General features: G+C 65.2%; 26 protein-coding genes, 1 tRNA gene and 1 other RNA gene. 8 read left to right on the top strand and 20 right to left on the bottom strand.

Annotated features, from left to right (window positions below):
* The 3 genes from KYN89_RS00210 to KYN89_RS00200 all read right to left on the bottom strand — a co-directional run bounded on the left by KYN89_RS00210 (position 1) and on the right by KYN89_RS00200 (position 4,835).
* On the bottom strand, positions 1-1,956 hold the full coding sequence (locus KYN89_RS00210; protein WP_222823284.1) for a flavin-containing monooxygenase: 1,956 nt from the start codon (positions 1,954-1,956) through the stop codon (positions 1-3).
* A 64-nt stretch (positions 1,957-2,020) separates the two neighbouring features.
* Entirely contained in the window at positions 2,021-3,646 is a 1,626-nt protein-coding gene (locus tag KYN89_RS00205) for an AMP-binding protein (RefSeq protein ID WP_222823283.1), read from the bottom strand.
* A gap of 10 nt (positions 3,647-3,656) precedes the next feature.
* The gene (locus KYN89_RS00200; protein WP_222823282.1) at positions 3,657-4,835 is read right to left on the bottom strand and encodes an iron-containing alcohol dehydrogenase; all 1,179 of its coding nucleotides are present in this window, start codon (positions 4,833-4,835) and stop codon (positions 3,657-3,659) included.
* 121 nt (positions 4,836-4,956) lie between these two features.
* On the opposite strand from KYN89_RS00200, the gene KYN89_RS00195 reads away from it, so the two are divergent.
* Entirely contained in the window at positions 4,957-6,105 is a 1,149-nt protein-coding gene (locus KYN89_RS00195; protein WP_248284923.1) for a CaiB/BaiF CoA transferase family protein, read from the top strand.
* A gap of 49 nt (positions 6,106-6,154) precedes the next feature.
* Here KYN89_RS00195 and KYN89_RS00190 read toward each other — a convergent pair.
* Positions 6,155-6,240: transfer RNA gene (locus KYN89_RS00190), tRNA-Tyr, on the bottom strand.
* A gap of 127 nt (positions 6,241-6,367) precedes the next feature.
* Between KYN89_RS00190 and rlmB the strand changes: the two genes are divergently transcribed.
* Positions 6,368-7,165, top strand: coding sequence for a 23S rRNA (guanosine(2251)-2'-O)-methyltransferase RlmB (gene rlmB, locus KYN89_RS00185; RefSeq protein ID WP_222823281.1), 798 nt, complete (start codon positions 6,368-6,370; stop codon positions 7,163-7,165).
* Positions 7,166-7,268: 103 nt separating this feature from the next.
* Here rlmB and KYN89_RS00180 read toward each other — a convergent pair whose 3' ends face one another.
* From KYN89_RS00180 to KYN89_RS00165, 4 genes are all read right to left on the bottom strand, one after another.
* Positions 7,269-7,541 (bottom strand): HU family DNA-binding protein, encoded by a 273-nt coding sequence (locus KYN89_RS00180; protein ID WP_010239281.1) that lies wholly within the window; start codon positions 7,539-7,541, stop codon positions 7,269-7,271.
* Between the two features lie 201 nt (positions 7,542-7,742).
* Positions 7,743-10,139, bottom strand: coding sequence for an endopeptidase La (gene lon, locus KYN89_RS00175; protein WP_222823280.1), 2,397 nt, complete (start codon positions 10,137-10,139; stop codon positions 7,743-7,745).
* 147 nt (positions 10,140-10,286) lie between these two features.
* A complete protein-coding gene (locus KYN89_RS00170) occupies positions 10,287-10,628 on the bottom strand; it encodes a YbaB/EbfC family nucleoid-associated protein (RefSeq protein WP_010239277.1) in 342 nt (113 codons plus the stop codon).
* Entirely contained in the window at positions 10,625-12,442 is a 1,818-nt protein-coding gene (locus KYN89_RS00165) for a DNA polymerase III subunit gamma/tau (protein WP_222823279.1), read from the bottom strand. Before KYN89_RS00165 ends, KYN89_RS00170 begins: the two co-directional genes overlap by 4 nt.
* A 92-nt stretch (positions 12,443-12,534) precedes the next feature.
* Here KYN89_RS00165 and KYN89_RS00160 point away from each other — a divergent pair, with 92 nt between their 5' ends.
* Positions 12,535-13,017 (top strand): DUF4188 domain-containing protein, encoded by a 483-nt coding sequence (locus KYN89_RS00160; protein WP_054523985.1) that lies wholly within the window; start codon positions 12,535-12,537, stop codon positions 13,015-13,017.
* Here KYN89_RS00160 and ffs read toward each other — a convergent pair.
* The 6 genes from ffs to KYN89_RS00130 all read right to left on the bottom strand — a co-directional run bounded on the left by ffs (position 13,017) and on the right by KYN89_RS00130 (position 17,579).
* Positions 13,017-13,111: signal recognition particle sRNA small type (gene ffs / locus KYN89_RS00155), an RNA gene on the bottom strand. The two genes, KYN89_RS00160 and ffs, sit on opposite strands and share 1 nt — an antisense overlap.
* A gap of 29 nt (positions 13,112-13,140) precedes the next feature.
* Positions 13,141-14,028 carry a class A beta-lactamase gene (bla, locus tag KYN89_RS00150; RefSeq protein ID WP_222824068.1) on the bottom strand — a complete coding sequence of 296 codons (888 nt, stop codon included), beginning with the start codon at positions 14,026-14,028 and terminating at the stop codon, positions 13,141-13,143.
* A 7-nt stretch (positions 14,029-14,035) separates the two neighbouring features.
* A complete protein-coding gene (locus tag KYN89_RS00145; RefSeq protein ID WP_222823278.1) occupies positions 14,036-14,314 on the bottom strand; it encodes an ETC complex I subunit in 279 nt (92 codons plus the stop codon).
* Positions 14,315-14,424: 110 nt separating this feature from the next.
* On the bottom strand, positions 14,425-16,905 hold the full coding sequence (gene hrpB, locus KYN89_RS00140; RefSeq protein WP_222823277.1) for an ATP-dependent helicase HrpB: 2,481 nt from the start codon (positions 16,903-16,905) through the stop codon (positions 14,425-14,427).
* 51 nt (positions 16,906-16,956) lie between these two features.
* The gene (locus KYN89_RS00135; protein WP_222823276.1) at positions 16,957-17,175 is read right to left on the bottom strand and encodes a helix-turn-helix transcriptional regulator; all 219 of its coding nucleotides are present in this window, start codon (positions 17,173-17,175) and stop codon (positions 16,957-16,959) included.
* Positions 17,175-17,579, bottom strand: a complete 405-nt coding sequence (locus tag KYN89_RS00130; protein WP_248284922.1) for a hypothetical protein — start codon at positions 17,577-17,579, stop codon at positions 17,175-17,177. The genes KYN89_RS00135 and KYN89_RS00130 overlap by 1 nt, the downstream gene beginning before the upstream one ends.
* 209 nt (positions 17,580-17,788) lie before the next feature.
* Between KYN89_RS00130 and KYN89_RS00125 the strand changes: the two genes are divergently transcribed.
* Positions 17,789-18,313 (top strand): hypothetical protein, encoded by a 525-nt coding sequence (locus tag KYN89_RS00125; protein WP_222823275.1) that lies wholly within the window; start codon positions 17,789-17,791, stop codon positions 18,311-18,313.
* Between the two features lie 176 nt (positions 18,314-18,489).
* Here KYN89_RS00125 and KYN89_RS00120 read toward each other — a convergent pair whose 3' ends face one another.
* Positions 18,490-19,512 (bottom strand): polyprenyl synthetase family protein, encoded by a 1,023-nt coding sequence (locus KYN89_RS00120; protein ID WP_222823274.1) that lies wholly within the window; start codon positions 19,510-19,512, stop codon positions 18,490-18,492.
* Between the two features lie 192 nt (positions 19,513-19,704).
* Here KYN89_RS00120 and KYN89_RS00115 point away from each other — a divergent pair, with 192 nt between their 5' ends.
* Both KYN89_RS00115 and KYN89_RS00110 read left to right on the top strand, forming a co-directional pair.
* A complete protein-coding gene (locus KYN89_RS00115) occupies positions 19,705-19,911 on the top strand; it encodes a hypothetical protein (protein WP_222823273.1) in 207 nt (68 codons plus the stop codon).
* A 213-nt stretch (positions 19,912-20,124) separates the two neighbouring features.
* Positions 20,125-20,352: a hypothetical protein gene (locus KYN89_RS00110; protein WP_010239258.1), complete on the top strand. Its 228-nt coding sequence runs from the start codon at positions 20,125-20,127 to the stop codon at positions 20,350-20,352.
* Positions 20,353-20,435: 83 nt separating this feature from the next.
* Here KYN89_RS00110 and KYN89_RS00105 read toward each other — a convergent pair whose 3' ends face one another.
* From KYN89_RS00105 to KYN89_RS00090, 4 genes are all read right to left on the bottom strand, one after another.
* Positions 20,436-21,947 carry a sensor histidine kinase gene (locus KYN89_RS00105; protein WP_429699532.1) on the bottom strand — a complete coding sequence of 504 codons (1,512 nt, stop codon included), beginning with the start codon at positions 21,945-21,947 and terminating at the stop codon, positions 20,436-20,438.
* Positions 21,904-22,581: a response regulator transcription factor gene (locus KYN89_RS00100; RefSeq protein WP_010239256.1), complete on the bottom strand. Its 678-nt coding sequence runs from the start codon at positions 22,579-22,581 to the stop codon at positions 21,904-21,906. Before KYN89_RS00100 ends, KYN89_RS00105 begins: the two co-directional genes overlap by 44 nt.
* Before the next feature lie 104 nt (positions 22,582-22,685).
* Positions 22,686-23,021: a PepSY domain-containing protein gene (locus tag KYN89_RS00095; RefSeq protein ID WP_248284921.1), complete on the bottom strand. Its 336-nt coding sequence runs from the start codon at positions 23,019-23,021 to the stop codon at positions 22,686-22,688.
* Between the two features lie 96 nt (positions 23,022-23,117).
* A complete protein-coding gene (locus KYN89_RS00090; protein WP_222823271.1) occupies positions 23,118-23,843 on the bottom strand; it encodes an SIMPL domain-containing protein in 726 nt (241 codons plus the stop codon).
* A 101-nt stretch (positions 23,844-23,944) separates the two neighbouring features.
* Here KYN89_RS00090 and KYN89_RS00085 point away from each other — a divergent pair, with 101 nt between their 5' ends.
* Both KYN89_RS00085 and KYN89_RS00080 read left to right on the top strand, forming a co-directional pair.
* Positions 23,945-25,744, top strand: coding sequence for an ABC-F family ATP-binding cassette domain-containing protein (locus tag KYN89_RS00085; protein WP_222823270.1), 1,800 nt, complete (start codon positions 23,945-23,947; stop codon positions 25,742-25,744).
* The gene (locus tag KYN89_RS00080; protein WP_222823269.1) at positions 25,741-26,337 is read left to right on the top strand and encodes a uracil-DNA glycosylase family protein; all 597 of its coding nucleotides are present in this window, start codon (positions 25,741-25,743) and stop codon (positions 26,335-26,337) included. Before KYN89_RS00085 ends, KYN89_RS00080 begins: the two co-directional genes overlap by 4 nt.
* A gap of 38 nt (positions 26,338-26,375) precedes the next feature.
* Here KYN89_RS00080 and KYN89_RS00075 read toward each other — a convergent pair whose 3' ends face one another.
* The gene (locus KYN89_RS00075; protein ID WP_222823268.1) at positions 26,376-26,849 is read right to left on the bottom strand and encodes a DUF6456 domain-containing protein; all 474 of its coding nucleotides are present in this window, start codon (positions 26,847-26,849) and stop codon (positions 26,376-26,378) included.
* Between the last annotated feature and the right edge of the window lie 70 nt (positions 26,850-26,919).

The following is a 26,919-nucleotide window of genomic DNA, read 5'->3' as shown; positions in this document are numbered from 1 at the left end:
TCAGCCGGTGGCGGAGCGTTGCGACGTCTGCGCTTCGCCGTCGAAGGCGAGGTCGCTTTCGTCCGGTGAGCGGGTCATCCGCCAGAAGGCGTCGTTGCGCCATGGAGTGATGGCGATAACCCGGCCCTTGGAATTGCGATACCAGTTCTCCGTTCCCGGATGGGTCCAGACCAGCTTTTCATGCGCTTCATCGATCCGGCGCAGGTAGTCTTCGTAGACCTTGTCGCGCACCTCGACCGTGCGCGCACCATGCTTGTTCGCCGAGAGGACGACCTCGCCTGCGAAGTGCATCTGGTTCTCGATATTGCGGATCATGCTGCCGCCATGGCCCGAGCCGACATTGGGGCCCAGCAGGATGAAGAAATTGGGGAACCCCGGCACCAGCGTGCCGAGATAGGCGGCCGCATCGTCCTCGCCCCACTTGTCGTGCAGGTTTTCCCCGTCCCTGCCATAGATGCCATAGGAGCCGAGCACGTTGGTCGTCTGGAAACCGGTCGCAAGGATGATGACATCCGCCTCTACCGTCTTGCCGGACGAGGAGTGCAGCGTGTGCCCTTCCACCTTCGCGAGATGTTCGGGGATCAGGGTCACATTGTCGCGCTTGATCGTGCGATACCAGCCATTGTCCAGCAGCATGCGCTTCGCAAAAGGCGGATAATCGGGCAGGACGTGCTCGATCAGTTCGGGCCGGTCCTCCAACTGTTCCTTCACATAGCGGGTGAAGGCACGGCGGTGGCCATCGTTGATCTCGTTGACCGCGCGTTCCGGGTGCTCGAACTCCGGATCGCGGAACAGCGTGCCGTGAACCCGATCGTTGAAGGTCCAGGACAGGCGCTGTTCCAGCCATGCGCGATAGAGCGGCACGACCTGCATCAGATAGCGCACGCCTGCCGGGATGGTCTTGCGGAACTGCGGGAACGGCGCGGCCCACTGCTTGGACCGGGCGAAGATCGTCAGGCTTTGCACCTCGTCCGCGATTGCCGGGGCGACCTGCATGCCCGACGCACCATTGCCGACCACCGCGACCCGCTTGCCCGCGACCTGTGCATCATCGGGCCAGCGGCTGGTGTGGTAGACATCGCCCGCGAACTCTTCGAGCCCGGGAATGTTCGGATATTTGGGGATGTTGAGAATCCCCACCGCGCTGAACAGATAATCCGCGCTGTGGGTCTCGCGCTTGCCATCGGCGGTGGTGACGGTGACGCCCCACTTGCCGGTGCCCTCGTTCCAGCGCGCTTCCTCGACATAGGTGTTGAACCGCGCGTTCTTGTAGAGCTCGAAGTGCTTGGCCGTATCGAGCAGATACCCCTCGATCTCGTCGCGCAGGGGGAAGTACATCGACCAGTCGTTGGGCCGGCACGAGAAGGTGTAGGTGAGCGAGGGCGTGTCGACGCCGCAGCCGGGATAGCGGTTCTCGAACCAGGTGCCGCCGAAATCCTCGTTCTTTTCGAACAGGGTGTAGGGGATGCCAAGCCTGCCGAGTTCGATCCCGGCGCAGATCCCCGAGACGCCGCCGCCGATCACGATCGCGGTCTTGCCCTCGGGTACGATAGCTTGGGCAGGTTCCTCGGCCCCGTAATCCATGCCCGATGCGATGATATCGCCATATTCCTGCGGCACATGTTCAGTCATCGCGACCGTCAGCATTTCGGCAAGTCGCGCGTTGCTGGGCCGGGGAACCGCGAGTGGCTGACCGTCGAGCCACGCGGTGATCGCATCGCGAGCCGCCTCGCGAATCTCGTGCTGGCGGGGGACGGGCAACTGCCCGCTGTCATTATCGTCGAGCCCGGGCGACCGCCCCGGCGCGTAAGGGTCTGCCAGCCAGCGATCATCGCCGGTCATCTGGTACAGCACCATCAGCAGGGCCGGAATATTGCCCCGCGCGATGCCATCATCCAGCAGATCGCGATCGACCTCGTCGGCAGGGATCGGAGGGGTTGCGAAGGGATTGCTCATCGAATGCATTGTCCTGCAGCGTTCGGGCAGGCCGGGCCTGCCGCAAGGAAAAGGTCGGAAAAGGTCACGCGCTGAAGCTCTCGCGCCGAACCCGCATGCCCGCCGCTTCGCGGTCCCAGGTGTCATGGGTGACGCCTTCGGCCCTCAGTTCGGCCTTCATCACCTTGGCAGAGGGGGTCTTGGGCAGTTCGTCGAGCAGGCGGATATATCGCGGCACCATGAAGTAGGGCATCGCGTCGATCAGGAACTCGGCCAGCTCGCGCGGGTCGATCTCGCGACCGGGAACCGGCGCGACGATGACCATGACCTCGTCTTCGGAATATTCGCTCGGCACGGCGATGGCGGCGGCCTCGCGCACGCAGGGGTGGCGACAGACGTCGGCCTCGACCTCGAAGGACGAGATATTCTCGCCCCGCCGCCGGATCGCGTCCTTCACCCGATCGACGAAGTAGAAATAGCCATCCTCGTCTTGGCGGAACGCGTCGCCGGTGTGGAACCAGCCGTTGCGCCAGGCCTCCGCAGTCGCTTCGGGATTGGCGTTATAGCCGCTGTTCATCGCCCAGGGGCGATCGGTGCGGACCAGCATTTCGCCGATCTCGCCCACCGCGACCTCGCAGTCATTGGCATCGACCAGCCGGACCTCGACCCCTTCGCGGACCTTGCCGCAGGTCCCGATCTTGTCGGGGTTGGCCTCGGACACGATCGGCGAGGACACCTCGGTCATGTTGAAGATCGTGTAGATGTCCACGCCGAACCGCTCGGTAAAGGCGGCGGCGTCGCCGGTCAGCGGGACCATGAACGCCTTCTTCACCGTGTGGTCTTTGTCGCTCGGCCGGGGTTCGGCCTTGAGCAGGAAGGTCGCCATCACGCCGAGCAGGAAGACCATGGTCGACTTGGTCGCCTTCGCGATCGACCAGAACTCGTCGGTCGAGAAATTGTCGATCATGGCGACCGACGCACCGCGCGCCAGCATCACGAAGGGCGGGCCCATGCCGCCGATGTGGAAGATCGGCGCGACACACAGGTAGCGATCGTCTTCGCCCACCATGGGCCAGGATTCGGGCCCCGCGTTGGAAAACATGTGCAGGTAGGACGAGAGCACACCCTTGGAGGGGCCCGTGGTGCCCGAGGTGTAGATGATCGACTGGATGTCCCACGGCTGGATCGGTCGTTCGAGCGGAAGCTCGTCCGCCGGATCGCCGAGCAGGTCGTCATACGCCGTGACCGGTAGCGGCGCACCGTCAACGCTGCGATCGGTCGTCACCACCAGCCGTTCCAGCCGCGCCAGACCCACGCCCGCCAGGCGCGGGACCAAATCGGGATGCACCACCATGAAGCGCGCGCCGGAATTGGCGACGACATGCTCCAGCAACTGCCCGCGATAGGCCGTGTTGAAGGGCACGAACACCGCGCCGAGGTAGTTCAGAGCATAGAAGGTGATGATCGCATCGCGCCCGTTGGGGAGCCACACGGCGACATGCTCGCCCTGCTGCACGCCCAGTTCGCGAAAGCCTGCGGCCTTGGCGCGAACCTTCTTCTGAAGCTCTCCGAAGGTCCATTCCTCACCATCGGCGAAGACGATGTGCGCCTTGTCGGTCCGCTCGACCGCCCATCGATCGAGCAGGTAGCGAAGGACGCACTCGTCACGATTGGGAATGCGCGGGTCCGCGAAATCGCGTTCTCGTGTCATTGCTCGCCCCTCAGGCTGCCAGACGGAGAATCTGCATGATGTCGTCGGCGCTCTTCACCGGACGCGGGTTGGTCCGCCCCCAGATATCGAGCAGCGTGTATTCGGCGACCTGCTGGAAACGCGATTCGTCCACGCCGACCTCGCTCAGCGTGCGCGGCATGCCGAGGTTGCGGATGAACGCGTCGAGCGCCTCCGCCGCAGTAGGGTGCGTGTTGCCGAGCACCGCGAGGGTGCGCTGCTGCCGGCTGTCGTCGTACTCGGCGTTCCACTGGAGCACGTAGGGCGCCATGACGCACGAACAGTGCCCATGGGGTACGTCGCAGGTGCCGCCCAGGATATGGCCGATCGCATGGCTCGCCCCCATCGGCACGCCGCCGATGATGCTGATCATCGATTGCCAAGCGCCGATCTGGCACTTGAGCCGACCTTCGAGATCGGTCGGGTCCGCCTTCACGCGCGGCAGCCCCTCGACCAGCAGCTTGAGCGCGCTTTCGGCAAGCCCGTCTGCAAAATCGTTCGACTTGTCGGAAGAGAGCGTCTCGATCGCATGATCGACCGAGCGCACGCCAGTGGACAGCCACAGCCATTCGGGCGTGTGGACGGTGATCGCGGGATCGAGCACGACCATCACGGGCGCCATGTTGCGATGCTCGTAACCCTGCTTGTGCTGGGTCACCTCGTCGGTCGATCCGGACAGCGCGTTGAACTCGCCACCTGAAAGCGTGGTCGGCACGCAGATGACCGGAATGTCGGGTCCGGCTGTGATCGGATTGATGACCTGCCCGTCATCGGTGACATAGGTGCGCAGCGGCTCGAAATCCTCGACGGTCCGCACGTCGTGCTTGATCATCAGGCTGACGATCTTCGCGGCATCGGTCGCAGAGCCGCCGCCGATCGAGACGATCAGATCGGCACCAGCATCGCGCGCCGCATTGGTCGCCGCAAGCACGTCGGCGCGGGGCGCGTGAGGCGCGATGCCGCTGAAAGTACCGCCGTGGCGCGAACCCAGCGCCCGCTCGATCTTCGCAATCTCGTCCGTATCCTCGCGCAAGGTGGTCGACGCGATGAGGAAGACCTTCTTGCAGTCCATCGCCTGCGCCTGATCGACCAGCGCATCGGCCGCTGGCATGCCCATCGTGACCCTTTCGGTCCGGGTAAAGCGCAGCTCGCTCGGGGTTACGTGTGCCATCTCAGTTCCTCTTTCCCATGGCGTCCGCATTTCTTGCGGATCGTGCTGTTGGATAGTGACAGGCAATCGCCTTACTGGCTAGTAGATTTTTCAACTCACGGGAATATCAAGGAGAGGCGCCATGGGAGACGATCAGGGGAATACCGAGGCGACCGGGCAGGCGCGGGACATGCCGCTGGCCGGAATCAGGATACTCGAAATCTCCGGCCTGGGCCCGACCCCGTTCGGTGCGATGCTGCTCGCCGACCTGGGCGCGGACCTGATTCGGATCGATCGGAAGGATGCAGCCAGCCCGCTGGGCGGATCGCCGGAGTTCGACTTCATCTATCGCGGGCGTCCTGTCCTTCCGATCGATCTGAAATCGCCCGACGGGAAGCGGCGCATCATCGAACTGGCGGACAAGGCCGACGTGCTGATCGAGGGCTTTCGCCCCGGAACGATGGAACGGCTGGGCATTGGCCCTGATGATGTCTGCCCCCACAACGAGCGGCTGATCTACGCCCGGATGAGCGGCTGGGGCCAGGAAGGCCCCCTCGCCAACCGGGCCGGACACGACATCAACTATCTCGCGATGAGCGGCGGGCTCTACCCGATCGGGCCCTTCGACGGGCCGCCTGTGCCGCCGCTGAACTTCGTCGGCAATTTCGGCGGGGGCGGCACGTTCCTGGCGATGGGCGTGCTCGCCGCGCTGCAGGAGCGCAATCGATCGGGCAAGGGCCAGGTGATCGATGTCGCGATGGTCGACGGGATCAGCGTGCTGATGACGCAGCTGGCGGGCTGGATGCAGATGGATCGCTGGAACCGGGGCCGCGGTGGCAACCTGCTCGACGGGAGTGCCTATTTCTACCGCTGCTACGAAACCGCAGACCGCCGCCATATCGCGGTCGGCGCGCTGGAAAAGCCGTTTCACGATGCCTTTATCGCCGGCCTGGGCCTTGAGCCGCAGGATTACGCCGATCACCTCAATCCGCGCCACTGGGACGCCCGCGCAGAGGCGATCGCGCCCATCGTGGCGACGCGCAGCCTGCAGGAATGGGATGCCGAGTTCTCGCAAAGGGATGCCTGCGTGACGCCGGTCCTCTCGCTCGAAGAGGCCGCCGCGGCGAAGGCCACGGGTGGCCGCACCTCTTTCCATTCGACCGAAACATCCTTCCAGCCCCTCCCCGCCCCGCGATTCGGCCGGTCGCACACGCGCCAGCCTGCCGACAGGGTCGGGCAGGAAAGCCTGCACGACGCGCTCACACGGTGGGGCGCGTCCGGAGCGGGCTGACCGCCCGGGCGAGCCGTTTCGACGCTCGCCCCGGAAAGTTGGGAGGAAATGGTGGACAGGGCTGGATTCGAACCAGCGTACGCTTGCGCGGGCAGATTTACAGTCTGCTGCCTTTAACCACTCGGCCACCTGTCCACAGGGCTGGTATGCGTGAGGCAATGCAAGAAACGATGTACCGGAAGCGGCCATCGTCTGCCGAGGAGCGCCCCTTTGGAGAAGCCGCGCTTGCCTGTCAATGGTCGCGGTGGCAGGGCGTGCGGCAATGGCAAAACCGGAACGCAAAAGAGCGCTGCGCGGACGCGCAGGACGAATGAAGGGTGGCCGCGGAAGCGGGCGCGCGAGCACGGGGCAGGTACGCCTGTGGGGCCGCCATGCGGTCGAGGCGGCGCTGCTCAACCCCGAACGCAAACACCGCAAGCTGTGGGCGACCCGCGAGGGAATCGAATCGCTCGACGGCGAGTTGCCCCCCGATTTCCCGGTCGAGTATGCCGATACTCCCGATCTCGACCGGCTGGTTGCGCGCGATGCGCCGCACCAGGGGCTGGTGCTCGAATGCGCACCGCTGGAAGAGCGCGATCTGGCCGAAGTCATTCAGAGCGGCGAGCCGGGCCGCCCAATCGTGCTGCTGGACCAGGTCACCGATCCACATAATGTCGGCGCAATCCTGCGCTCTGCCGCTGCTTTCAATGCCGCGGCGATCGTGACGCAGGACCGGCACGCTCCGCCGGAAAGCGGCGTGGTCGCCAAGTCTGCATCAGGCGCGCTGGAAACCGTGCCGTGGGTGCGTGTGGTCAATCTGGCGCGCGCGCTCGACGATCTGGCCGAACGCGGCTTCTGGCGCATCGGCCTGGCGGGCGAGGCGGAGATGACGCTGGCAGAGGCGATTCCGACCGGGCCGGTTGCATTGGTGCTGGGTGCCGAAGGCGCAGGGCTGCGCCACAATATCGCGGGCCACTGCGATGCATTGGCAAAGCTGCCCATCTCGGACGCGATCGAGAGCCTGAACGTGTCGAACGCAGCGGCGATCGCGCTCTACGCGCTGGCCACGAGCGGCGACTGACTTCTCCCGAAAAAAGATAACAAAAAACCCCGCCGGTCCACCACCCGGCGGGGTTTTTCTTATGTCGTGTGCCGATCGGTCGGCACGCCAAGCCGTAAGAGGCTTAGTTCACCGCGTCCTTGAGGCCCTTGCCGGCCTTGAACTTCGGCTGGTTGGACGCCTTGATTTCCATCGGTTCGCCGGTGCGCGGGTTGCGGCCGGTCGAGGCCTTCCGCTTGGCGACCGAAAACGTGCCAAACCCAACAAGCCGAACCTCATCGCCATTGGCGAGGGCCTTCTGGATTGCGTCGAAAACGCCTTCGACAGCGTTCGAGGCATCGCTCTTGGAAAGGCCGCAGGATTCGGCAACGGTGCCGATCAGTTCATTCTTGTTCATTCGGAAAAACCCCTCAGTCCCAGACATTCAAAGTGGTGATCCGCGATAGTGCGAATGCGCCCACCTGATACCTTCGTCACGAGTCTGTCAAAGGCAAATTGCCCAAAAAGCGCCGTTTCGTGCGATTTCTTGGTTCACATACGTTAACCTTGGGGAAAAACTCCGTCCCGGCGAGGCACAGACGGCGTTCTCCCCCTCGGATTAGTGCGTAGTCTGCCCGCTTTCCGCGAACGGCGGCTCGCTGACCGGCTGGCTCGCAAGGTCGTCGGCCTCGGTCCACTCGATCGGTTCCGGCTTGCGCACCAGCGCATGGGCCAGAACCTCATCGACATGGGCCACCGGGATGATCTCGACGCCGTCGGTGATGCGGTCGGGAATTTCCGCAAGGTCCTTCACGTTCTCCTGGGGGATGAGCACCTTGGGAATACCGCCACGCCTTGCGGCGAGCAGCTTTTCCTTCAGCCCACCGATCGCCAGCACGCGCCCGCGCAAAGTGACCTCGCCGGTCATCGCGATATCCGGGCGCACCGGAATCCCGGCAAGCGTCGAAACGATCGAGGTGACCATGCCCACGCCCGCGCTCGGCCCGTCCTTGGGCACCGCGCCTTCGGGCAGGTGGATGTGGATGTTCTTGCGGCGGAAGATCGACGGCTTGATGCCATAGGCGGGCGAGCGCGCCTTCACGAAGCTGAATGCTGCGGCGACGCTTTCATTCATCACCTCGCCCAGCTTGCCGGTCGTCTTGATCTCGCCCTTGCCCGGCGTAGTCACGCTTTCGATGGTCAGCAGTTCGCCGCCCACCTCGGTCCATGCGAGGCCGGTGACCGCGCCGATCTGCGCCTCTTCCTCGCCAAGGCCGTGCTTGTATTTGCGCACGCCCGCGAACTCGCCGAGGTTATCAGGCGTGATCGCGACCGTCTCGGCCTTCTTTTCGAGGATCTTGCGCAAGGACTTGCGCGCCAGCCGCGCAATCTCGCGCTCCAGCGTCCGCACGCCAGCTTCGCGGGTGTAATAGCGGATCAGGTCGCGCAGGGCGTCTTCGGTGAGCGAGAATTCGCCCTCCTCCAGCCCGTGGTCGGCGATCTGCTTGGGTAGCAGATGGCGCTGCGCGATCTCGACCTTCTCGTCCTCGGTGTAGCCCTCCAGCCGGATGATCTCCATCCGGTCGAGCAGCGGCTGCGGCAGGTCGAGCGTGTTGGCCGTGCACACGAACATCACGTCGGACAGGTCGTAGTCGACCTCCAGGTAGTGATCCTGGAAGCGCGCGTTCTGCTCCGGGTCGAGCACTTCGAGCAGCGCCGAGGCCGGATCGCCGCGAAAATCCTGGCCCAGCTTGTCGATCTCGTCGAGCAGGAACAGCGGATTGCTGCTGCCCGCCTTGGTCAGGTTCTTGACGATCTTGCCCGGCATCGAGCCGATATAGGTCCGCCGGTGGCCGCGAATCTCCGATTCGTCACGCACCCCGCCCAGCGACTGGCGGACGAACTCGCGGCCCGTGGCGCGCGCAATCGATTTGCCGAGACTCGTCTTGCCGACGCCGGGAGGGCCGACGAGGCACAGGATCGGGCCTTTCAGCTTGTTGGTCCGCGCCTGAACGGCGAGATATTCGATGATCCGCTCCTTGACCTTCTCAAGCGCGTAGTGGTCATCGTCGAGAACCTTCTCCGCATCCTCGATGTCGCGGTTGAGCTCGCTCTTCTCGCCCCACGGCAGGTCGAGCAGCACATCGAGATAATTGCGGATAACAGTGGCTTCGGCGCTCATTGGCTGCATCGCCTTGAGCTTTTTCAGCTCGCTCTCGGCCTTGGCGCGCGCCTCGTCCGACATGTCGAGCTTTTCGATCTTTTCCTGCAGTTCGGCGATCTCGTCGCCTTCACCACCCTCGCCCGAACCGCCCAGCTCGTTCTGGATCGCCTTCAACTGTTCGTTGAGGTAATATTCGCGCTGGGTCTTCTCCATCTGCCGCTTCACGCGGCCCCGGATGCGCCGTTCGACCTGCAGCACGGACAGTTCGCCTTCCATGAAGGAGAGCAGCATTTCCAGCCGTTTGCGAGGATCGGGCTCGGTCAGCAGCGCCTGCTTGTCGGCCACCTTGATCGACAGCGCCGCCGCGACCGCATCGGCCAGCGCGCCGGCATCGTCGACATCGCCCAGCTCGTCCGCCGCGCCTTCGTTCTTCTTGGACAGCTTGGTGTACTCGGCAAACTGCTCGACCACCGAACGCATCAGCGCCGTCACTTCGCTGCCAGACACAGTCGTCGGCTGGATCGGGCGAACTTCGGCGACGGTCAGTTCGCCCTGATCGTGCAGCTCGCTCAGATGCGCACGCTCGCGCCCTTCGACCAACACGCGGACCGTGCCGTCGGGCATCTTGAGCATCTGCAGCACCTGCGCGACCACGCCGATGTCGTACAGGTCGGACCCGTCGGGGTCCTCGCAAGAGGGGTCGATCTGGGCGAGCAGGAAGATGTCCTTGTCGCCCTCCATCGCGGCTTCGAGCGCGGCGACCGAGCGGTCGCGGCCCACGAAGATCGGCACAACCATGCCGGGGAAGACGACGATGTCGCGAAGGGGAAGCAGGGGAAAGCGCTGAGTCATAGATGTTCTTTGGCGCGCGGATTGGGCGCGCACCCGTCCTTGTCAGTCAATATGGGTCGGACCCTGCAGGGCTGCAATGCCGCTGGTCAGAGCTGTATGGATACGACGCAATCGGCGGCTGCGCTCCCTACGGCCGCCGGAAAAGCCCTATCCCATGCCGGGCAGATTGAAGCCCGGCGGCAGGCCCATGCCCGACTGGATACGCTGCATTTCCTCGGAGGAAACGCGGTCGGCCTTGCCGCGCGCATCGTTGAACGCGGCGGCGACCAGATCCTCGACCATCTGCTTTTCTTCCGGCTTCATCAGGCTTTCGTCGATCGACACACCCAGGATCCGCCCGCGCGCGGTGCACTTCACAGTCACCAGCCCGCCCCCGGCGGTGCCTTCGACCTCGATCGAATCGAGCTTGGCCTGCGCATCGCCCATCTGGCTCTGGATCGTCTCGGCAGCCTTCTGCGCGGCGGCCATCATTTCTTCCATCGACTTCATGCTTGCTTACTCCATTGGCGGGCGTTGTTGGCGGCGGCCTGCTCTTTCTCGTCGAGCAGTTCCGCCTGGGGGAAGGCGGCGCGCGCCGCCTGCATAAGGGGGTGGGCTTCCATTGCGTCGCGCAGCGCGGCGGCCTCTGCCTGCGCGGCTTCGGCCATGCTCGGCGGGGCAGCAGGGTCCTCGACCTCGGTCAGCACCCACGAACGCCCCGTTGCCTTGGCGAGAGCGCCGCGCAGTTCGGTTTCGATCTTGTCCCTGAACTCCGGCGCGCGCGCGAAAGTCAGCGCGCCGTCTTCCAGCGAGACGACCCGCAGCTGAAGCCGCATGATGCTCGCCGCGATATATTCGCCCGCATCTTCCACCTTCGCCACCAGGCTGGCAAAATCGGGGCGTGCGAGCGAGGCTGGCCGGGTGCGGGCTTCGGGGCTGTCGCCGGAGCCGGAGGCGGACGGAGCCGAATCGGCGGATGCTGCGGGAATGCCCTTGGCAAGCTCCTCCATCCGCTTGACCAGCGAGCCCGGGTCGGGCGCGTTGGCAGCGTGGATCAGCCGCAACAGCGCCATCTGCGCCGAAACCAGCGGGTCGGGCGCGGTCTTTACCTCGTCGTACCCCTTCAGCAGCATCTGCCACAGGCGATGAAGCTGGCCGGGGGTGAGCCGCGCGGCCCATTGCGACAATTGCTCGCGCTCTTCCTCGCCCGCCAGATCGGGCATCGCGCCACCGATCTGCATCACGGTGATCCGGTGGACGATCTCCATCAGCGATCGCATCAGCGCGAGCGGCTCCACGCCGAGCGCGTACTGGTCTGCCACCGCGTCCAGCATGGTCCTGGGTTCGCCCTCGAGGATCGCGCCGAGCAGCCGACGCTGCGCGCCGGCATCGGCAAGGCCGAGCATATCGCGCACGCGCGCTGCGGTGACCTTCGCGTCACTGTCCAGATCGGCGTGGGCGATCGCCTGGTCGAGGATCGAGAGACCATCGCGGACCGACCCTTCCGCCGCTGCGGCAACCAGATGCAGCGCTTCCGGTTCGGCCTCGACGCCTTCTTCGGTGCAAACCCACGCGAAATGCTCGCCCAGCCTGTCGGTCGGGATGCGCCGCAGGTCGAAGCGCTGTGTTCGGCTGAGCACGGTGACCGGCAGCTTGTCGACCTCGGTTGTCGCGAAGAGGAACTTCACGTGGGCGGGCGGTTCCTCAAGTGTCTTGAGCAAGGCATTGAAAGCATTGCGAGACAGCATGTGGACTTCGTCGATGATGTATATCTTATAGCGCGCGCTGACGGCCGCATAACGGACCGCCTCGATAATTTCGCGCACGTCGTCGACACCGGTATGGCTGGCGGCGTCCATCTCGATCACGTCGATATGACGACCTTCCGCGATCGCCTGGCAGGGTTCGCACACGCCGCAGGGATCGATGGTCGGCCCGCCCTGCCCGTCCGGGCCGATGCAGTTCAATGCCTTGGCGATCAGGCGCGCGGTCGATGTCTTCCCCACCCCGCGCACGCCGGTCATCAGGAAGGCATGCGCCAGACGGTCGCGCCGAATGGCGTTGGCCAGCGTCTGAACCATCGGCTCCTGCCCGATCAGCTGGCTGAAGGTCTGCGGACGATATTTGCGCGCCAGTACGCGATAAGGCTGCGCCGGGTCGGCGACGGCAGGCGATGCGGGCGCAGGCGCAGCTTCAGCGGCCTCCGACGCGCCGGATTCGGGCTTGGCTGGCTCGCCTCCGAACATCGCACTTTGCCCCGCAGCCTCCAGTTCGGCGGCGGTCGGTGCTTCGGTTTCGCTATCGGGCAGATCGGTATCAGGCATGAGGGCCCAATCTAGGCACGCCGAGCGGCTTTGTCGAAGCTTGACTTTTAAGTTTTAAAACGCAACTTAGTACGCATCGGGGAGAACGGCACATGAGCATCATCGCAGGGCGCAAGACTGCCCAATTCAGTGGTCCGCTGGTGGTTTTCGTCATCGGCATGCGCATCAACCACTTCCACAAGGTCGGCAAGTGGCTGCCTGTGCTCAGGGCGATGCCGCCGATGCTGGAAGAACTGGCGAAGGACCCGGACAGTGGATTTCTCGGCTCCCAGAACATGCTTGCCGGGCCGCGACAGGTCTGCCTCCTGCAATATTGGCGCGATTTCGACAGTCTCGAAGCCTATGCGCGTTCGCGCGACAGGCAGCACTGGCCGGCCTGGGTCGCGTTCAACAAGGCGGTGGGCGGCGACGGGACAGTGGGTATTTTCCACGAGACCTATGCGGTCGACGCCGGTCGTCACGAAACGATCTACGCCAACATGCCCGCCTGGGGCCTCGGCAAGGTGTCAGGGATCACCGACGCAACCGGATCGCGCAACGAGGCGCGCTCTCGAATGAAGACATCGGCAGAATAGGAAAAGGAGCCGAGCGACCCGCCGCAATTCACCTGGGCTGCTTCCTTCCGGACCTGACCCGGTGAGCGAACGCAAACGTCCACCCGACTCCCGCTCGCCACATGGCGAACTCGGCTCAGGATTTCAAGCGCCGCTTTTGCGAATCCACTCGGCTACCGCGCGTGCGGCATCGGCAAGCACGGCATCCGCCTCGGCGCTGGTGCCTGTCGGACGGTCGAGAAATGCCGCCAACACGTACCGTGAGCCGGTCGGCGTTTCGAACACCGCGATGTCGTTGAACTCGGGCTGCCCTTCCCCGCCGCAGGTTCCGGTCTTGTCGCCCGCATTCCAACCCTCCGGCAATCCGCCGCGCAGACGCGCCATGCCCGTAGATGTCTCGACCAGCCAGCCGTGCAGCATGTCGCGGTCGGTTGCGGAGAGCCGGTCGCCCCACAGCAGATTGCCGACAAGTTCCGCCTTCGCCTCCGGTGTGGTCGTATCGCGCGGATCGCCCGGCGCATTCTCGTTCAAGGTGGGCTCGTTGCGATCGAGCCGCGTCACCCGATCGCCAGCATCGCGCAGCCATGCAGTGAACGCCTCCGGCCCACCGAGTCGGGCGAGCAGTAGATTGGCCGCAGTATTGTCGCTCAGCGTCACCGCGTGGTTCGCCGCTTCCAAACCGGACATCCAGCCGATCTGCGCGCGTTCTTTCGCATAGGGCGCGTAGGAGAGGATCTCGTCCGGCCCGAAATCCAGCCCTTCCTCACGCACACCCGGAGTCTCCAGCACCATCGCCGCAAGCGCGAGCTTGAATGTGGAGCACATGGCAAAGCGCTCGGCCCCGCGATGCGCGAAAACGAGGCCTTCGTCCTGCGAGAACAGGGCCAGACCCAGCCGGCCGCCGGAAGCCGCCTCCAGACGTTCGATCTGCGCAGCGAGTTGTTCGGTCGAAACCTCGGTCGGCTGTGACGGCGTCGAATGCGCAGCGCAGCCGGCCGTCGCCAGCGCAATCGCCCCGAGGAAGACTTTCATCATCCGCTCAGCGGAAATTGTCGGCGTAGGACTGCAGCTTGAGCGTCTTGGGCGGGGTCGCATGGACGCGCGCGGCAATGCCGTATTTCTCGGCATAGGCCTTCGCCTCGTCCTTGCTCGGGAAGGTCAGGATGACCTGCGCCTGCGTGTCGCCGCTTCCGGTCCAGCCCATCAGCGGATCGGGCCGCCGCGCTTCGGATTGCTCGAACTCGAGCACCCATTCGTCGATACGCGCCTTGCCGCTCTGCATCGCGTTCTTGGGTCGCTGGTAAATACGTGCTGGCATTTCTTGTTTGGTCCCTCAGACGCCGGGCGGCGGACATCCGTCCGCCTTGGCTTCCTCGCATGAGCTCGGGCGGGCAGTCGCCCTTGCCTCGCCTACGGCTCGGTAGTCAATCATCGCGACCGTTGAAAGGCATTCTTCGTCTTGAGGCTGGCGACCTCGGTCCACGGCTCGTCCGGCCAGCGGTGTTTGGGATAGCGGCCCTTCATGTCCTTGCGCACATCGGCCCAGCTGCCGCGCCAGAACGCGGGCAGATCGCGGGTCGCCTGCACCGGGCGTCCTGCGGGGCTGGTGAGCTTGAGCAGCAGCGGCGTGCGACCGATCATCGGATGGCGATCAAGCCCGTAAAGCGCCTGCACCCGCACCTCGACCGAGGGCGCATCCTGTCCGTCGTAATCGATCGCGTGGTGCGTGCCTGCGGGCGAGGTAAATTCGCGCGGGGCGGCCTCATCCAGCCGCTGGCGCTCGCTCCAGTCGAGTTGAGCCAGGACAGCATCGACCAGCCTGCCATTGCTCACCGCGAGATCGCGACGACCGGCCAGCAGCGGCGCGAGCCATAGCTCCGCAGTTTCCCGCAGCGCTTCGGACGAAAGCCCCTCGATCCCCGCAAAACGCGCGCGGGCAAGCAGCGCAGCGGGGAGCAGTTCCCCCAGCTTGTCCAGAGCCTTGTCCACAAGCAGCGCCTGTACCGCATCCATGTCCGGCTCCGGGTCCTGCCCCTTCGACAGCACCAGTGCCCCCAGCCGCTCCTCGCGCCGCGCCTCGACCCGTTCACCGGTCCAGCGCAGCGTCCGATGGAGCGCAATCCGCTCGCCCAACCACTGGCGCAGGTCCGCCTCTTCGAGCGCAGCGGCGGCGGTGATCCGTGCGCCCTGGGCCGATCCCTGCGCATCGCCGATCACGCAATACTCGGCGCGCGCCACCGAAGAGGTCGGATCGAGCCGGTATCCACGCCCATTCGCCGCCAGCCAGTCCTCGCCCGAAGCATCGCGGCGCTTTGCGATGAAACCCGGGCGACCGGCGGCGAGGATGATGGCGAGTGGAACCCCAAGAACCGTTCGTGCTGAGCTTGTCGAAGCACGTTCGCGCCCACGCCCTTCGACAGGCTCAGGGCGAACGGAGGTTAGGTTTTCAGCAGCCGCCGCCCATCGCCCAGCCAGCTTGCGGCTCGCGTCTGCACGCCCGCCCCGCTCGCCATTCCAGCGCGAGAGGCGCGCCTCCAGATCCTCGCCGCGACCGCCCAGTCCGCGCTCCTGCAACAGCAGCACGAGCCGCGCCGCGCGCTCGGCACAGCCATGTCGCGCGCCGAACAGCACCATCGCCGCGCCTGCCGGGTCGAGCGGCAGTTGCGCCAGCGCCTCACCCAGCGGCGTGATCCGCCCCTCCCCGTCGAGCGCGCCGAGCGCCCGCAACTCCTCGCGCGCGGTCGCGAGAGAAGCTTCCGGGGGAGGATCGAGCCAGCGGAGGTTGGCGGGCTCGCTCTCGCCCCACTTGGCCAGCGTCAGCACCAGCGGCGCGAGGTCGCTGGTGGCGATCTCGGGCGGCTCGAACGCGGGGCGACCCGCATGCGCGGCCTCGGCCCACAGGCGATAGGCCACACCCGGCGCCTGCCGCGCCGCGCGCCCTGCCCGCTGCGTGGCCGAAGCCTGCGATGCCTGCACGGTCACCAGCCGGTTGCCGCCCGCCGCGCGATCGTACTCGGCCCGGCGCGAGAGCCCGCCATCGACCACCACGGTCACACCGTCCAATGTCAGAGAGGTTTCCGCAATCGCGGTCGCCAGCACGATCCGCCGGCGACCCTCGGCATCGCGGCGGATCGCGGTGCGCTGGCCCGCCGGGTCGACCTGTCCGTGCAGCGGCAGGATCACCGCACCGCGCAAGCGCTCCTCCAGCCGCTCACGCACCCGCTCGATCTCGCGCACGCCGGGCAGGAAGGCGAGGATGTCGCCCTCCTCCGCCCGCCACGCCTGCGCGACGGCATCGGCCATCGCATCCTCGAACCGCTGCGTGCCGCTCACGCCCAGCCACTCGATCCGCAAGGGATGGCTGCGCCCCTCGCTCTCGATCACCGGGCAATCGTTCATGAGCCCGGCGAAGCGCTCTCCGTCGAGCGTGGCGGACATCACCAGCAGCCGCAGATCCTCGCGCAGCACGCCTTGCGTCTCCAGCGCCAGAGCGAGGCCGAAGTCGCTGTCCAGATGCCGCTCATGCGCTTCGTCGAACAGCACGGCGGAGACGCCCGGCAGTTCGGGATCCGCCACGATGCGGTTGAGAAAAATCGCCTCGGTCAAGACGGTTACGCGCGTTTTCGCAGACCGTTTCGAGTCGAGCCGGGTGAGGTAGCCGATGGTCTCGCCCGGCTTCTCCCCCAGCATCGCCGCCATCCGCTCGGCAGCGGCGCGCGCGGCAACGCGGCGGGGCGAGAGCAGCAGGATCTCGCCGGTGCACCAGTCCTCGTCCAGCAGCGCGGGCGCGACCGCGGTGGTCTTGCCCGCCCCCGGCGGCGCGACCAGCACCGCGTTGGGCCCGCCCGCCAGCGCGGCCTTCAGCTGCGGCAATACGGCGTGGATGGGGAGGCTGGAATCGTCGGGCATTCCCCCGCCTCTAACCCAGTCCGCCACCCCTGCGAAGGCGTCCTTCGTGGATCACTCCCCCTCCCAGCCGAACACGTCCTCCACCCCCACGCCGAACAGGCGCGCGATGCGGAAGGCGGTTTCCAGGCTGGGGGAGTATCGCCCCTGTTCGATCGCGATGATCGTGTGGCGCGTCACCCCCACCGCCTCGCCCAGTGCGGCCTGGCTCATCCTGTCGTGCTCCTCGCGCAGCTCGCGCACGCGGTTGGTGATCGGCGAGCGTTTGCCCATCACACGGCCCTGCGGAAGAAGTAGATCTGCAGCGCATATTCCGCGACCGTCGAGACGATCAGCGCGCCGACGATGGCGTGGACCAGCATCGTCGCGGTCCACCCGCCGATATACATGATGATCGCGGAGACGACGCCGAAGCCCAGCACCACGCCCGACCAGTTGCCCGCACGGTCGATGGCGGAACGCTCCCGCTCGTCGGCGGGGGCGTTGGCTTCCTTGGGTGAGGCAATGGCGAGCCCGACCTGCGCGACGATCGAGAACACGACCACCGCGAGCACATAGGGGATCAGCGGCCCGATCACCGGAGCCTGCGGCGCCCCCGCGACCAGCTGCGCGTAAAACACGCCGGTCGCGAGCATGATCGCCCCCATGACCCACGCGGATTTTTCCCTGAACGACATGATCGCGAATCTCCTCCGTTATGTAGAATATTTTCTACATAGGAGAGCGCGAGGGAGATGTCGAATATTTTCGACATTATCCGTTGCGGTAAGTGTCATGAGACTCAGAATGTGTCTCATGATAGTCCTCTGAAGTGACTGGGGCAGCTAGGCGGGCCATTGGGATCGGGCGCTTATTTGTGCTGCCAGCCCGCTTGGGGAGGATAATGGTGGATTTCGGCTTTGGAGCGTTAATCGATAAGTTTGAGGAATACTTCGGCAAACGTTGGACCGCCGCCCTGCTGGCATGCATTGGCCTATTCGTCGTATCTGTCACATTGAGAGGGGTTTATACCGGGATAGTCGAACCCGTTTTTTCCCTTTTTGTTTCCGATGATAGGCTAGACCAACCGGGCTATATAATTATTCTCAACGTAGCCAGTTTTCTTGTTGTTGTTCTTGCCGTTCTCGCTGGTAGATACATCGGCCAAAAGTACTGGAATATGGACCGCTATATGGCCCTTCATCGCCTTCAACGGATGAAAGGCGCTCGCCTCGTTCGGAAAACCGACAAATTGACCTACGAGGCTAAAAAAGATCTAGCGAGCGCACGCGCCCTGCTTGAAGATGGACAAGCAATACGGGACGAAGTTCTTGCGTTGCTAAGGGAATTTATCGCGACTTACCGCAAAACCTCGAAGAAAGTGGACGAGAAATGTCACAAGAGGAAAAGGAGAGGTTTGACGCACTGTTAGAGGCCATGGTCGTGCCTAGCGCCGAAAAGCCATTATCAGTTCGTCACGCATCGCCTCAGGACGATTGCGACGAAAATCAAAGGTACCCCGACACTTCGGAGGATACCTCGCGCTGACGTGAACGCACCTCCCGTTGATGCCGCGCTTCAATTGCGACCAGCACCTCCGAACAAACCCTAAAACCCCCGCGCCACAGCGAAGTGCGCAGCCTCGACCATCGCTTCGCGCGCCTTGCCGTCGGGGAAGATCGACAGCGCATCCGCTGCCCTCTGTGCGAAGTGCCGGGCGCGGTCGCGGGTGGCGGTGACACAGTCGTGGCGTTCGACCAGCGATACCGCGTGGGCGAGGTCTTCGTCGGAGGTGCGGTGGCCGAGGATGGCGGCTTCCCAGAACTTGCGCTCCTCCGCATCGCCGCGGGCGTAGGCGAGGATGACCGGCAGGGTCATCTTGCCCTCGCGGAAGTCGTCGCCCCGGTCCTTGCCCATCTCGGCGGCGTCGGACGAATAGTCGAGCGCGTCGTCGACCAGCTGGAACGCGATGCCGAGGTTGCGGCCGTAATCGTCGAGCGCCTGCTCCTCCGCGTCGCTGCATTCGGCGACCACCGCCGCAATGCGGCTGGCGGCGGCGAACAGCGCGGCGGTCTTCGAACCGATAATGTCGAGATAGCGCTGTTCGCTGGTGGTGATCTTGCGCTGCGAGGTCAGCTGGGCAACCTCACCCTCCGCGATGATCGCGCTGGCCGAGCTGAGGATCTTCAGCACTTTCAGGCTGCCATCCTCGGTCATCAGCTCGAACGCGCGGCTGAACAGGAAATCGCCCACCAGCACGGTTGCCGGATTGCCGAAGATGATGTTCGCCGCCGCCTTGCCCCGGCGCATCTCGCTGCCGTCGACCACGTCGTCGTGCAGCAGGGTGGCGGTGTGAATGAACTCGACCGCGGCGGCGAGCTTGTAATGGCGCGTGCCCTGGTAGCCGACCAGCTCCGCTCCGGCGAGCGTCAGCATCGGGCGCAGGCGCTTGCCCCCGCCCGAGATCAGGTGCCCGGCAAGGCTCGGGATCAGGGGAATTTCGCTCTGCATCCGGTCGAGGATCACGGCATTCACCGCGTTGAGGCCGGAAGCGGTCAGGCCGAGCATCGCATCGATCGAGGCTTCGGGCGCGCCAGACGCTTTGCGGAGTGGGACGATCTCGGCGGTCATTACAGCGGGCCATGGCCAAGCGCCGCGATCATTTCAAGCACGATCGCGCATCGCGGTCATGCCCGCGTCACAATCACTGTGCCCTTTTCGCCGCAGGTCGGGCGCGATTGCCGCTTGTGCCGCCGCAAGGTTGCGGCTGGTGCAAAAACCGCATAGAATTGTCCGTTCAGGGAAGAACTTGGAGATTTACTGATGAAGATTGGCAAAACCTTTGCCGTAGCAGCTGCTGCAACCCTCGCCGTCGCGCCGATCGCGGCGCAGGCCGACGTCCGCACCGCAGCGCCGGTTTCGGACGAAAGCGAAATGGGCGGCGGCTACACTCCGCTGATCATCCTCGCCCTCGTCGGCCTCGGCATCGGTATCGCCGCTTCGGGCGGCAGCGACAGCGTCAGCAACTAAGCCGACACATTATTTGCCTTTTCAGGTAGGGGCGCGGGGCAACTCGCGCCCTTTTTCGTATCGGCTCTACGCGATATTGCCACAATTCGTCCTAAAATAGGCGCAAGAAGGGAACCTCCTTAAGGATGGCACCTTCTGTACGTAAGGGCTGGTGACCGCTTGGTCTCTGGCCCTTTCGCTAATCGAGTTTCAATAGAAGGGGTTTAAAGACCTATGAAGTACGGAAAGCTTACCGCAGCGCTGGCCGGTGCCACGCTCGCCATCACCCCCCTCGCCGTGCAGGCACAGACCCGCGATGCCGCGCCGGTCGAAAATGAAGACAGCCTCGCCGGTGGCGGTGCCATTGCCGGTATCGCCGCAGCAGCGCTGGTTGGCCTGGTCGTGGTTGCCGTCGTCACTTCGGACGACCGCGACATCAACGAACCGCCGCTGAGCGCCTGAGCCTGGCGCACAGGATCGAATACGGAAAAGGGGCGCTTCGGCGTCCCTTTTTTGTTGCCTGAAGTCCTGCTCTCCGCAGCGGATTAGCTGCGTGGAAGCGACAGCCTTACCAGTAGCCCGCCCAGATCCTCACTCTCGGCCAGGTCGACCGATCCACCGTAGATTTCCGCAACATCGCGCACGATGGCGAGGCCGAGGCCAGTGCCCGGCTTGCCGGTATCGAGCCGCGCACCGCGATCGAAGATCTCGACCCGCTTTTCCTCGGGGATGCCCATCCCGTCATCCTCCACCCAGATCACGCAGCAGCGATCGTCCGGCTCGGCATCGATCGTCACAAACACGCTGCCGCCGCCGTATTTCGCCGCATTCTCGATCAGGTTGCCGAGAATTTCGTCGAGATCCTGCCGCTCGATCGAGACCTGCGCGTCCTTAGAGCCATCGATGTCGAACCGCACGTCGGGATAGAGCCGCTCGATCGCGCGGCGGACAGCCTCCGCGCTATCGCGCACCGGGGTCCGCGCGTGGCCGACCGCCCGGCGCCCCACCGCGCGGGCACGGGCCAGATGGTGGTCGACATGGCGGCGCATCGTGCGCGCCTCGCGGATCACCGTATCGGCAAGGTCGGGTGCGTGCGCGGTCGCCGCGTTGTTGACCACCGTCAGCGGGGTCTTGAGCGCGTGGGCGAGATTGCCTGCATGCGTCCGCGCCTCTTCCGCCTGCCGCTCCGAATGTTCGAGCAGCATGTTAAGCTCCTGCACCAGCGGCTGCACTTCCAGTGGCAGCGGGTCGGTCACCCGGTTGCTGCCGCTGGTGCGGATATGCTGGATCGCGGTGCGGATGCGGCGCAGCGGGCGCAGGCCGACATAGGATTGCAGCAGCACCAGCACCATCAGGCCCAGCCCCAGGATCACGAAGCTGAGCACCAGGATGCGGCGAATCCGGTCGATCTGTTCGTCGATCTCCGCGCGCGACTGCGCAACCGCGAAGGTCCACATCGTGTCCCTGCCGGGCAGGGTCGTATCGCGCTGGGCGATGCGCAGCGGCTCCCCGCGAAACTGCCTGCTGTCGTAATAGACCGGCTCGTCCTTCGCCGAAGTCCTCAGCTCCAGCGCCTCGTCCCAGAGCGATCGCGACGGCAGCACGTCGATATTGTTCAGATCGACCGGCTCGCCCGAGGGGCTGATCTGGTAATAGAGGCCCGAATTGGGTTCCATGAAGCGCTGGTCGCCCATCGGCCGGGTCAGCCACACCTCACCGCCCGGCTGGATTTCCGCCGAGGCGATCAGCGCGGTCAGGTTGTTGTTGAGCTGGGTGTCGAAATTGTTCTGGACCAGATTGGTCAGCGTGCGATCCAGCGCCAGCCCCCCGCCCAGCAGCAGGACGACGATCCAGATCGCGGAAATCGCGATCATGCGCCACGTCAGGCTACCCGTATGCGGGGCAACGAAGTCGCGCGGCGGCTCCTGATAGGCCTCGCCCGCCACCCGATCGGGCGCACGCGGATCGCGCCTGCCGGAGGGCCGCGTGAGCGCCCCGGCCGGCGGCGTGCCGTTACGCGCGGGGGGCGTCGGCGGGGTCGTCGAGGCTGTAGCCAAGGCCACGGATCGTTGTGATGACTTCCGCGCCCAGTTTCTTGCGGATGCGGGTGACGAAGACCTCGATCGTATTCGAATCGCGGTCGAAATCCTGATCGTAGATATGTTCGATCAGTTCGGTGCGGCTGACCACCTTGCCCTTGTGGTGCATGAGGTAGCTCAGCAGCTTGTATTCCTGCGCGGTCAGCTTGACCGGGTCGCCCCCGCGCGTGACGCGGCCCGAGCGGGTGTCTAGCCGCACGTCGCCGGCGGTGAGTTCGCTGCTGGTATTGCCAGAAGCACGGCGGATTAGCGCGCGCAGGCGCGCGATCAGTTCTTCGGTCTGGAACGGCTTGGCGAGATAATCGTCAGCGCCCGCGTCCAGCCCGGCGACCTTGTCGCTCCAGCTGTCGCGCGCGGTCAGCACCAGCACGGGGAACCTGCGGCCTTCCTTGCGCCACATGCCCAGCACGGTCAGGCCGTCGATTTCCGGCAGGCCGAGGTCGAGGATCACGGCGTCGTAATCCTCGGTCGAGCCGAGATAATGGCCGTCTTCGCCATCGGTCGACAGGTCGACCGCATAGCCGTTCTGTTCCAGCGTCGACTTGAGCTGCTGGCCCAGCGTCGGCTCGTCTTCCACGATCAGGATGCGCATCGGCGTGTGGTCCTTGTCACTTGGCAAGTATTTTCAACAAGGCCGCTCCTTGAAGCGAATGGCGCGTCATCGTCAACAACAGGGCCTCTTTTTCCGCCGGACGCTCAACGCGAGCGGCTCAGCACGCGGCCGGTACGCGCATCGATATCGACGAAAGTCACACGGCTGTTGCGCATGAACTTGAGACGATAGGCCATCGCGCCCGGATCATAGGCGGGGCCAAGATATTCGTAGCAATCGCGCCCGCTGCCGCTGTTGGAACAGACCGGCGCGTCGAGCGAGCGGAACACGATCGCCTCGATCTGGCGAAGCGGCAGCGCCCTGCCCGACTGGGTATCGCGCCGCGCCGCTTCCTGCGCCGGGTTGCTCTGGGCAAACGCGGGCGCAGGTGCGGCGGCGAGCGCACATCCAAGAAGGAGCGAGGCGAGGAGCGATTTCATGATGCGCACGGCGATAGGCGGAAACCATTGAATAGCCTGTGAATACGACATGCCACCATTCGTTCAGGTTTCCAAATCGATTTGTGAACGATCGCCTTAATTGACCGCCTCGTAGGTCACGCTGACGGTTACCCCGGTTTCCACCATCCCAGCCTGGATCGGCGGCGAACGCTCGATGCGCGATCCTGTCACGCGGATCGCGTCGGCGCTATACTCCCGCGCAGAACCCTGCACGCTTTCGGAAATCTGCAGAACCCGGACGTTGGAGTACCCGGCGACCCGCGCGTAATCCAGCGCCATGCTGCGCGCACGCTCCAGCGCGCGCTTGCGGGCTTCGGCCTTGGGGCCAGTATCGTCCGAGACGGAGAAGCTCGGCCCGTTGATGTCGTTCGCCCCCGCCTTCACCAGCGCATCGAGCACCGCGCCGACCTCTTCGGTATCCCTCAGCTTCACGCTGACCTGATTGGATGCCTGATAGCCGCGGAAGACCTGCTTTTGCGCCTGCTGATCATAGTCGAACCGCGCGCCCAGATTGATCCGGGTGGTCTGAATGTCGCGCTCGGGAATGCCGAGCGATTTCAGCCGGTCGATCACACTCTGCATCTGCGCGGAGTTCTGCGACAGCGCCTCCTGCGCGGTCTGCGCCTGGGTGGTTACGCCAGCGCTGATGGTCACCGTGTCGGGCTCGACCTCGACCTGTTCGTTGACCACCAGTTCGATCACCGGACCGGTGGCCTGGACCTGGATTTCGGCGGCGATCGCGGGGCTTGCGGCCAGAGCGGTCGCGGCAAGGACGGTGGGTACGATGGCGGTGCGGATCATCGGCATTCTCCAGACGATTGCTGTTTTCCAGCAGTTACCCGCAAGCATCGGCTCGCGGAAGGCTTGTGAGTTAGCTCTTCGCGCCTTAACTCGCCGCAACAATGGCTCAGCCTCCAATTCTTTCCTGGGAAAACCTCGGCCTCCAGCAGGGCGGCCGGTGGCTGTTCGGCGGCCCTAACCAGGACAATATCGACCTGCACATCGGCCCGCGCGACCGGCTCGCGCTGATCGGGCGCAACGGCGCTGGCAAGACCACGCTGTTCCGGCTGATCGACGACAAGCTCGACGCGGACCAGGGCCAGCGCAAGGTGAAGCCCGGCACGCGGATCGTGGTGCTGGAGCAGGACCCGGACGTTTCGGCTCACAAAACCCTCATGGACTTCGCGCTGGGCGGCGAGAACCCGCCTGCCGAACACGAGGTAGAGGCGATCGCGGGCCAGCTCGGCATCGACATGAGCCGCGAGTGCAAGGGTGCGAGCGGTGGCGAGAAGCGCCGCGCCGCCATCGCCCGCGCGCTGGCGCAGGATCCGGACCTGCTGCTGATGGACGAGCCGACCAACCACCTTGATCTGGCCGCGATCGACTGGCTGGAAAGCTGGCTCGACCGCTATACCGGTGCCTTCGTGGTGATCAGCCACGACCGGACCTTCCTCAAGCGCCTGACCCGCGCAACGCTGTGGCTCGACCGCGGCACGATGCGGCGCAAGGAAGTCGGCTTCGGCGGCTACGAGGCGTGGGAAGAGCAGGTCTATGCCGAGGAAGCGCGCGCGGCGGAGAAGCTCGACGCGAAGCTGAAGCTGGAGGCGCACTGGCTCGAACGCGGAGTCACCGCGCGGCGCAAGCGCAACCAGGGGCGGTTGGAGAAGCTGTGGCAGATGCGCGCCCAGCGTGCCTCGATGATCGACACCAGCGGCACGGCAAAACTGAAGCTGGCGACGGCAGAGGACTTCAAGAGCAAGTCGGTGATCGTCGCCGACCATGTCTCCAAGGCCTATGGTGACCGGACGATCATCCGCGACTTCTCGCTTCGCATCCAGCGGGGCGACCGGATCGGGATCGTGGGTGCCAATGGCGCGGGCAAGACCACGCTCCTGAAGTTGCTGACCGGCGAGATCGAGCCCGATAGCGGCACGGTCGAGATCGCCAAGACGCTGACCGGCGTGATGATCGACCAGCAGCGCAGCCTGCTGGGCGAAGGCAAGACCGTGCGGCAGGTGCTGGCCGAGGGTGGCGACTGGATCGATGTGCGGGGCAACCGCAAGCATGTGCAGGGCTACCTCAAGGAGTTCCTGTTCGATCCGGGCATCGTCGACACCAAGGTCGATATCCTCTCGGGCGGCGAACGCAGCCGCCTGCTGCTGGCGCGCGAGTTCGCCCGCGCATCCAACCTGCTGGTGCTGGACGAGCCGACCAACGACCTCGACCTCGAGACGCTCGACCTGCTGCAGGAGGTGATCGCGGACTACGAGGGCACCGTGCTGATCGTCAGCCACGACCGCGACTTCCTCGACCGAACGGTCACCGTCACGCTCGGCCTCGACGGGTCGGGCAAGGTCGACGTGGTCGCAGGCGGGTACGAGGACTGGGTGGCCAAGCGCCGCCAGCCCATCGCAGGCAAGAGCAAGGCACCCGCCAAGCAGAGCCCGCCGCCGCCCCCTCCCCCACCGAAGGCGGACAAGCTCTCCTACAAGGACCAGCGCGATTACGAGGCCCTGCCGGCGCGGATCGAGGAGCTGGAGCTCGCCATCGCCCGAGGGGAGGAAATCCTCGCCGATCCGGAGCTGTACACCAAGGACCCGCAGCGCTTCGCGACCATCATGAAGGGCATCGAGAATGCGCGGAGCGAGAAGGACGAGGCCGAGGAACGCTGGCTGATGCTGGCCGAGCGGGTCGAGGGTTGAGCACAGAGACGCTGCACGCCGACATCGCCGCCTGCAGGGTGTGCGAAACCGCGCTGGGGTTTGCACCGCGGCCGGTGGTCCAGTTCTCTTCCAAAAGCCGCATCCTCATCATCGGGCAGGCACCGGGCAGCAAGGTCCATGCGAGCGGCATCCCGTGGGACGATGCCAGCGGCGACCGGCTGCGCGAATGGACCGGCCTGAACCGCGACCAGATGTACGACGCACAGCAGGTCGCGCTGGTCCCGATGGGCTTCTGCTACCCCGGCAAGGCAAGCGGCGGCGACCGACCGCCGCGCCCCGAATGCGCGCCGCTGTGGCACGAGCGTGTGCTCGCCACCCTGCCCGACGACCGGCTGACGCTGCTGGTCGGCAGCTACGCGCAGGCGGCCAACCTGCCCGAAACGCGCGGCTGGACCATGGCCCGGCGGGTCGAGCACTGGCTGGAGACCGACGGCGCCGCGTTCGATGGAGCGATTCCCCTGCCCCACCCCGCCTGGCGATCGACCCTGTTCATGCGCAAGCACCCCTGGTTCGAAGCCGACCTGCTGCCGCGTCTGAGGGCGCGGATCGCCAGTCGTCTGGATCGCGCCTGACACACCTGACACACAGTCCAGGGACCAAAAAACGCGCCTCACCCGATGCGGTAGAAATCGGCCACCCGTTCCAGCGCCAGCCTGAGCACCAGCTTGCCGGAACGCGCAGGCCAGTGCAGCGCGCGCTCTGCATCGGGCAGGCTCTCGCACGCGCACACGACGCGCCACAGCACGTCCGAGAGGCCGCTGCCCGCCGCCGCCAGTGCGCCGTCAAAGCGCTCCTTCGCCGCTAGCTGACGCTCCGTGGGGGACAGCCCCGCATCCGGTCCGCCCTTGATCCGCACCGGGTCCCACCGCATCGTGACCGACGGGCTGAGCTGCGCCTTCTCGTAATCGGCGCGCAGACGCTCGCCCGCATCGAACAGGCGGTCGCTCAGGTGCCCGCGCGCGTGCAGCCACGTGAGCGGACTTTCGGCGAGATTGACGGTGACAGAGCGGCGCCTCGCACTGGGGCCACCGCTGCGGCGTGGTCCTTCGCTGGTCAGTTCGCGTTCGGCAAGTTCGCGTTGCATTGGCAGATGGTCTCCCCGGATTGATCGAGCGACGGCTTGCCAAGCGGGAACAGGTGTAGGAAAGTGCTTT

This window comes from Alteriqipengyuania abyssalis (assembly GCF_019857185.1).
Taxonomy (GTDB): Bacteria; Pseudomonadota; Alphaproteobacteria; order Sphingomonadales; family Sphingomonadaceae; genus Alteriqipengyuania; species Alteriqipengyuania abyssalis.
The sequence above is the reverse complement of the archived record's forward strand: the minus strand, read 5'-3'. Positions and strand labels throughout refer to the sequence as shown.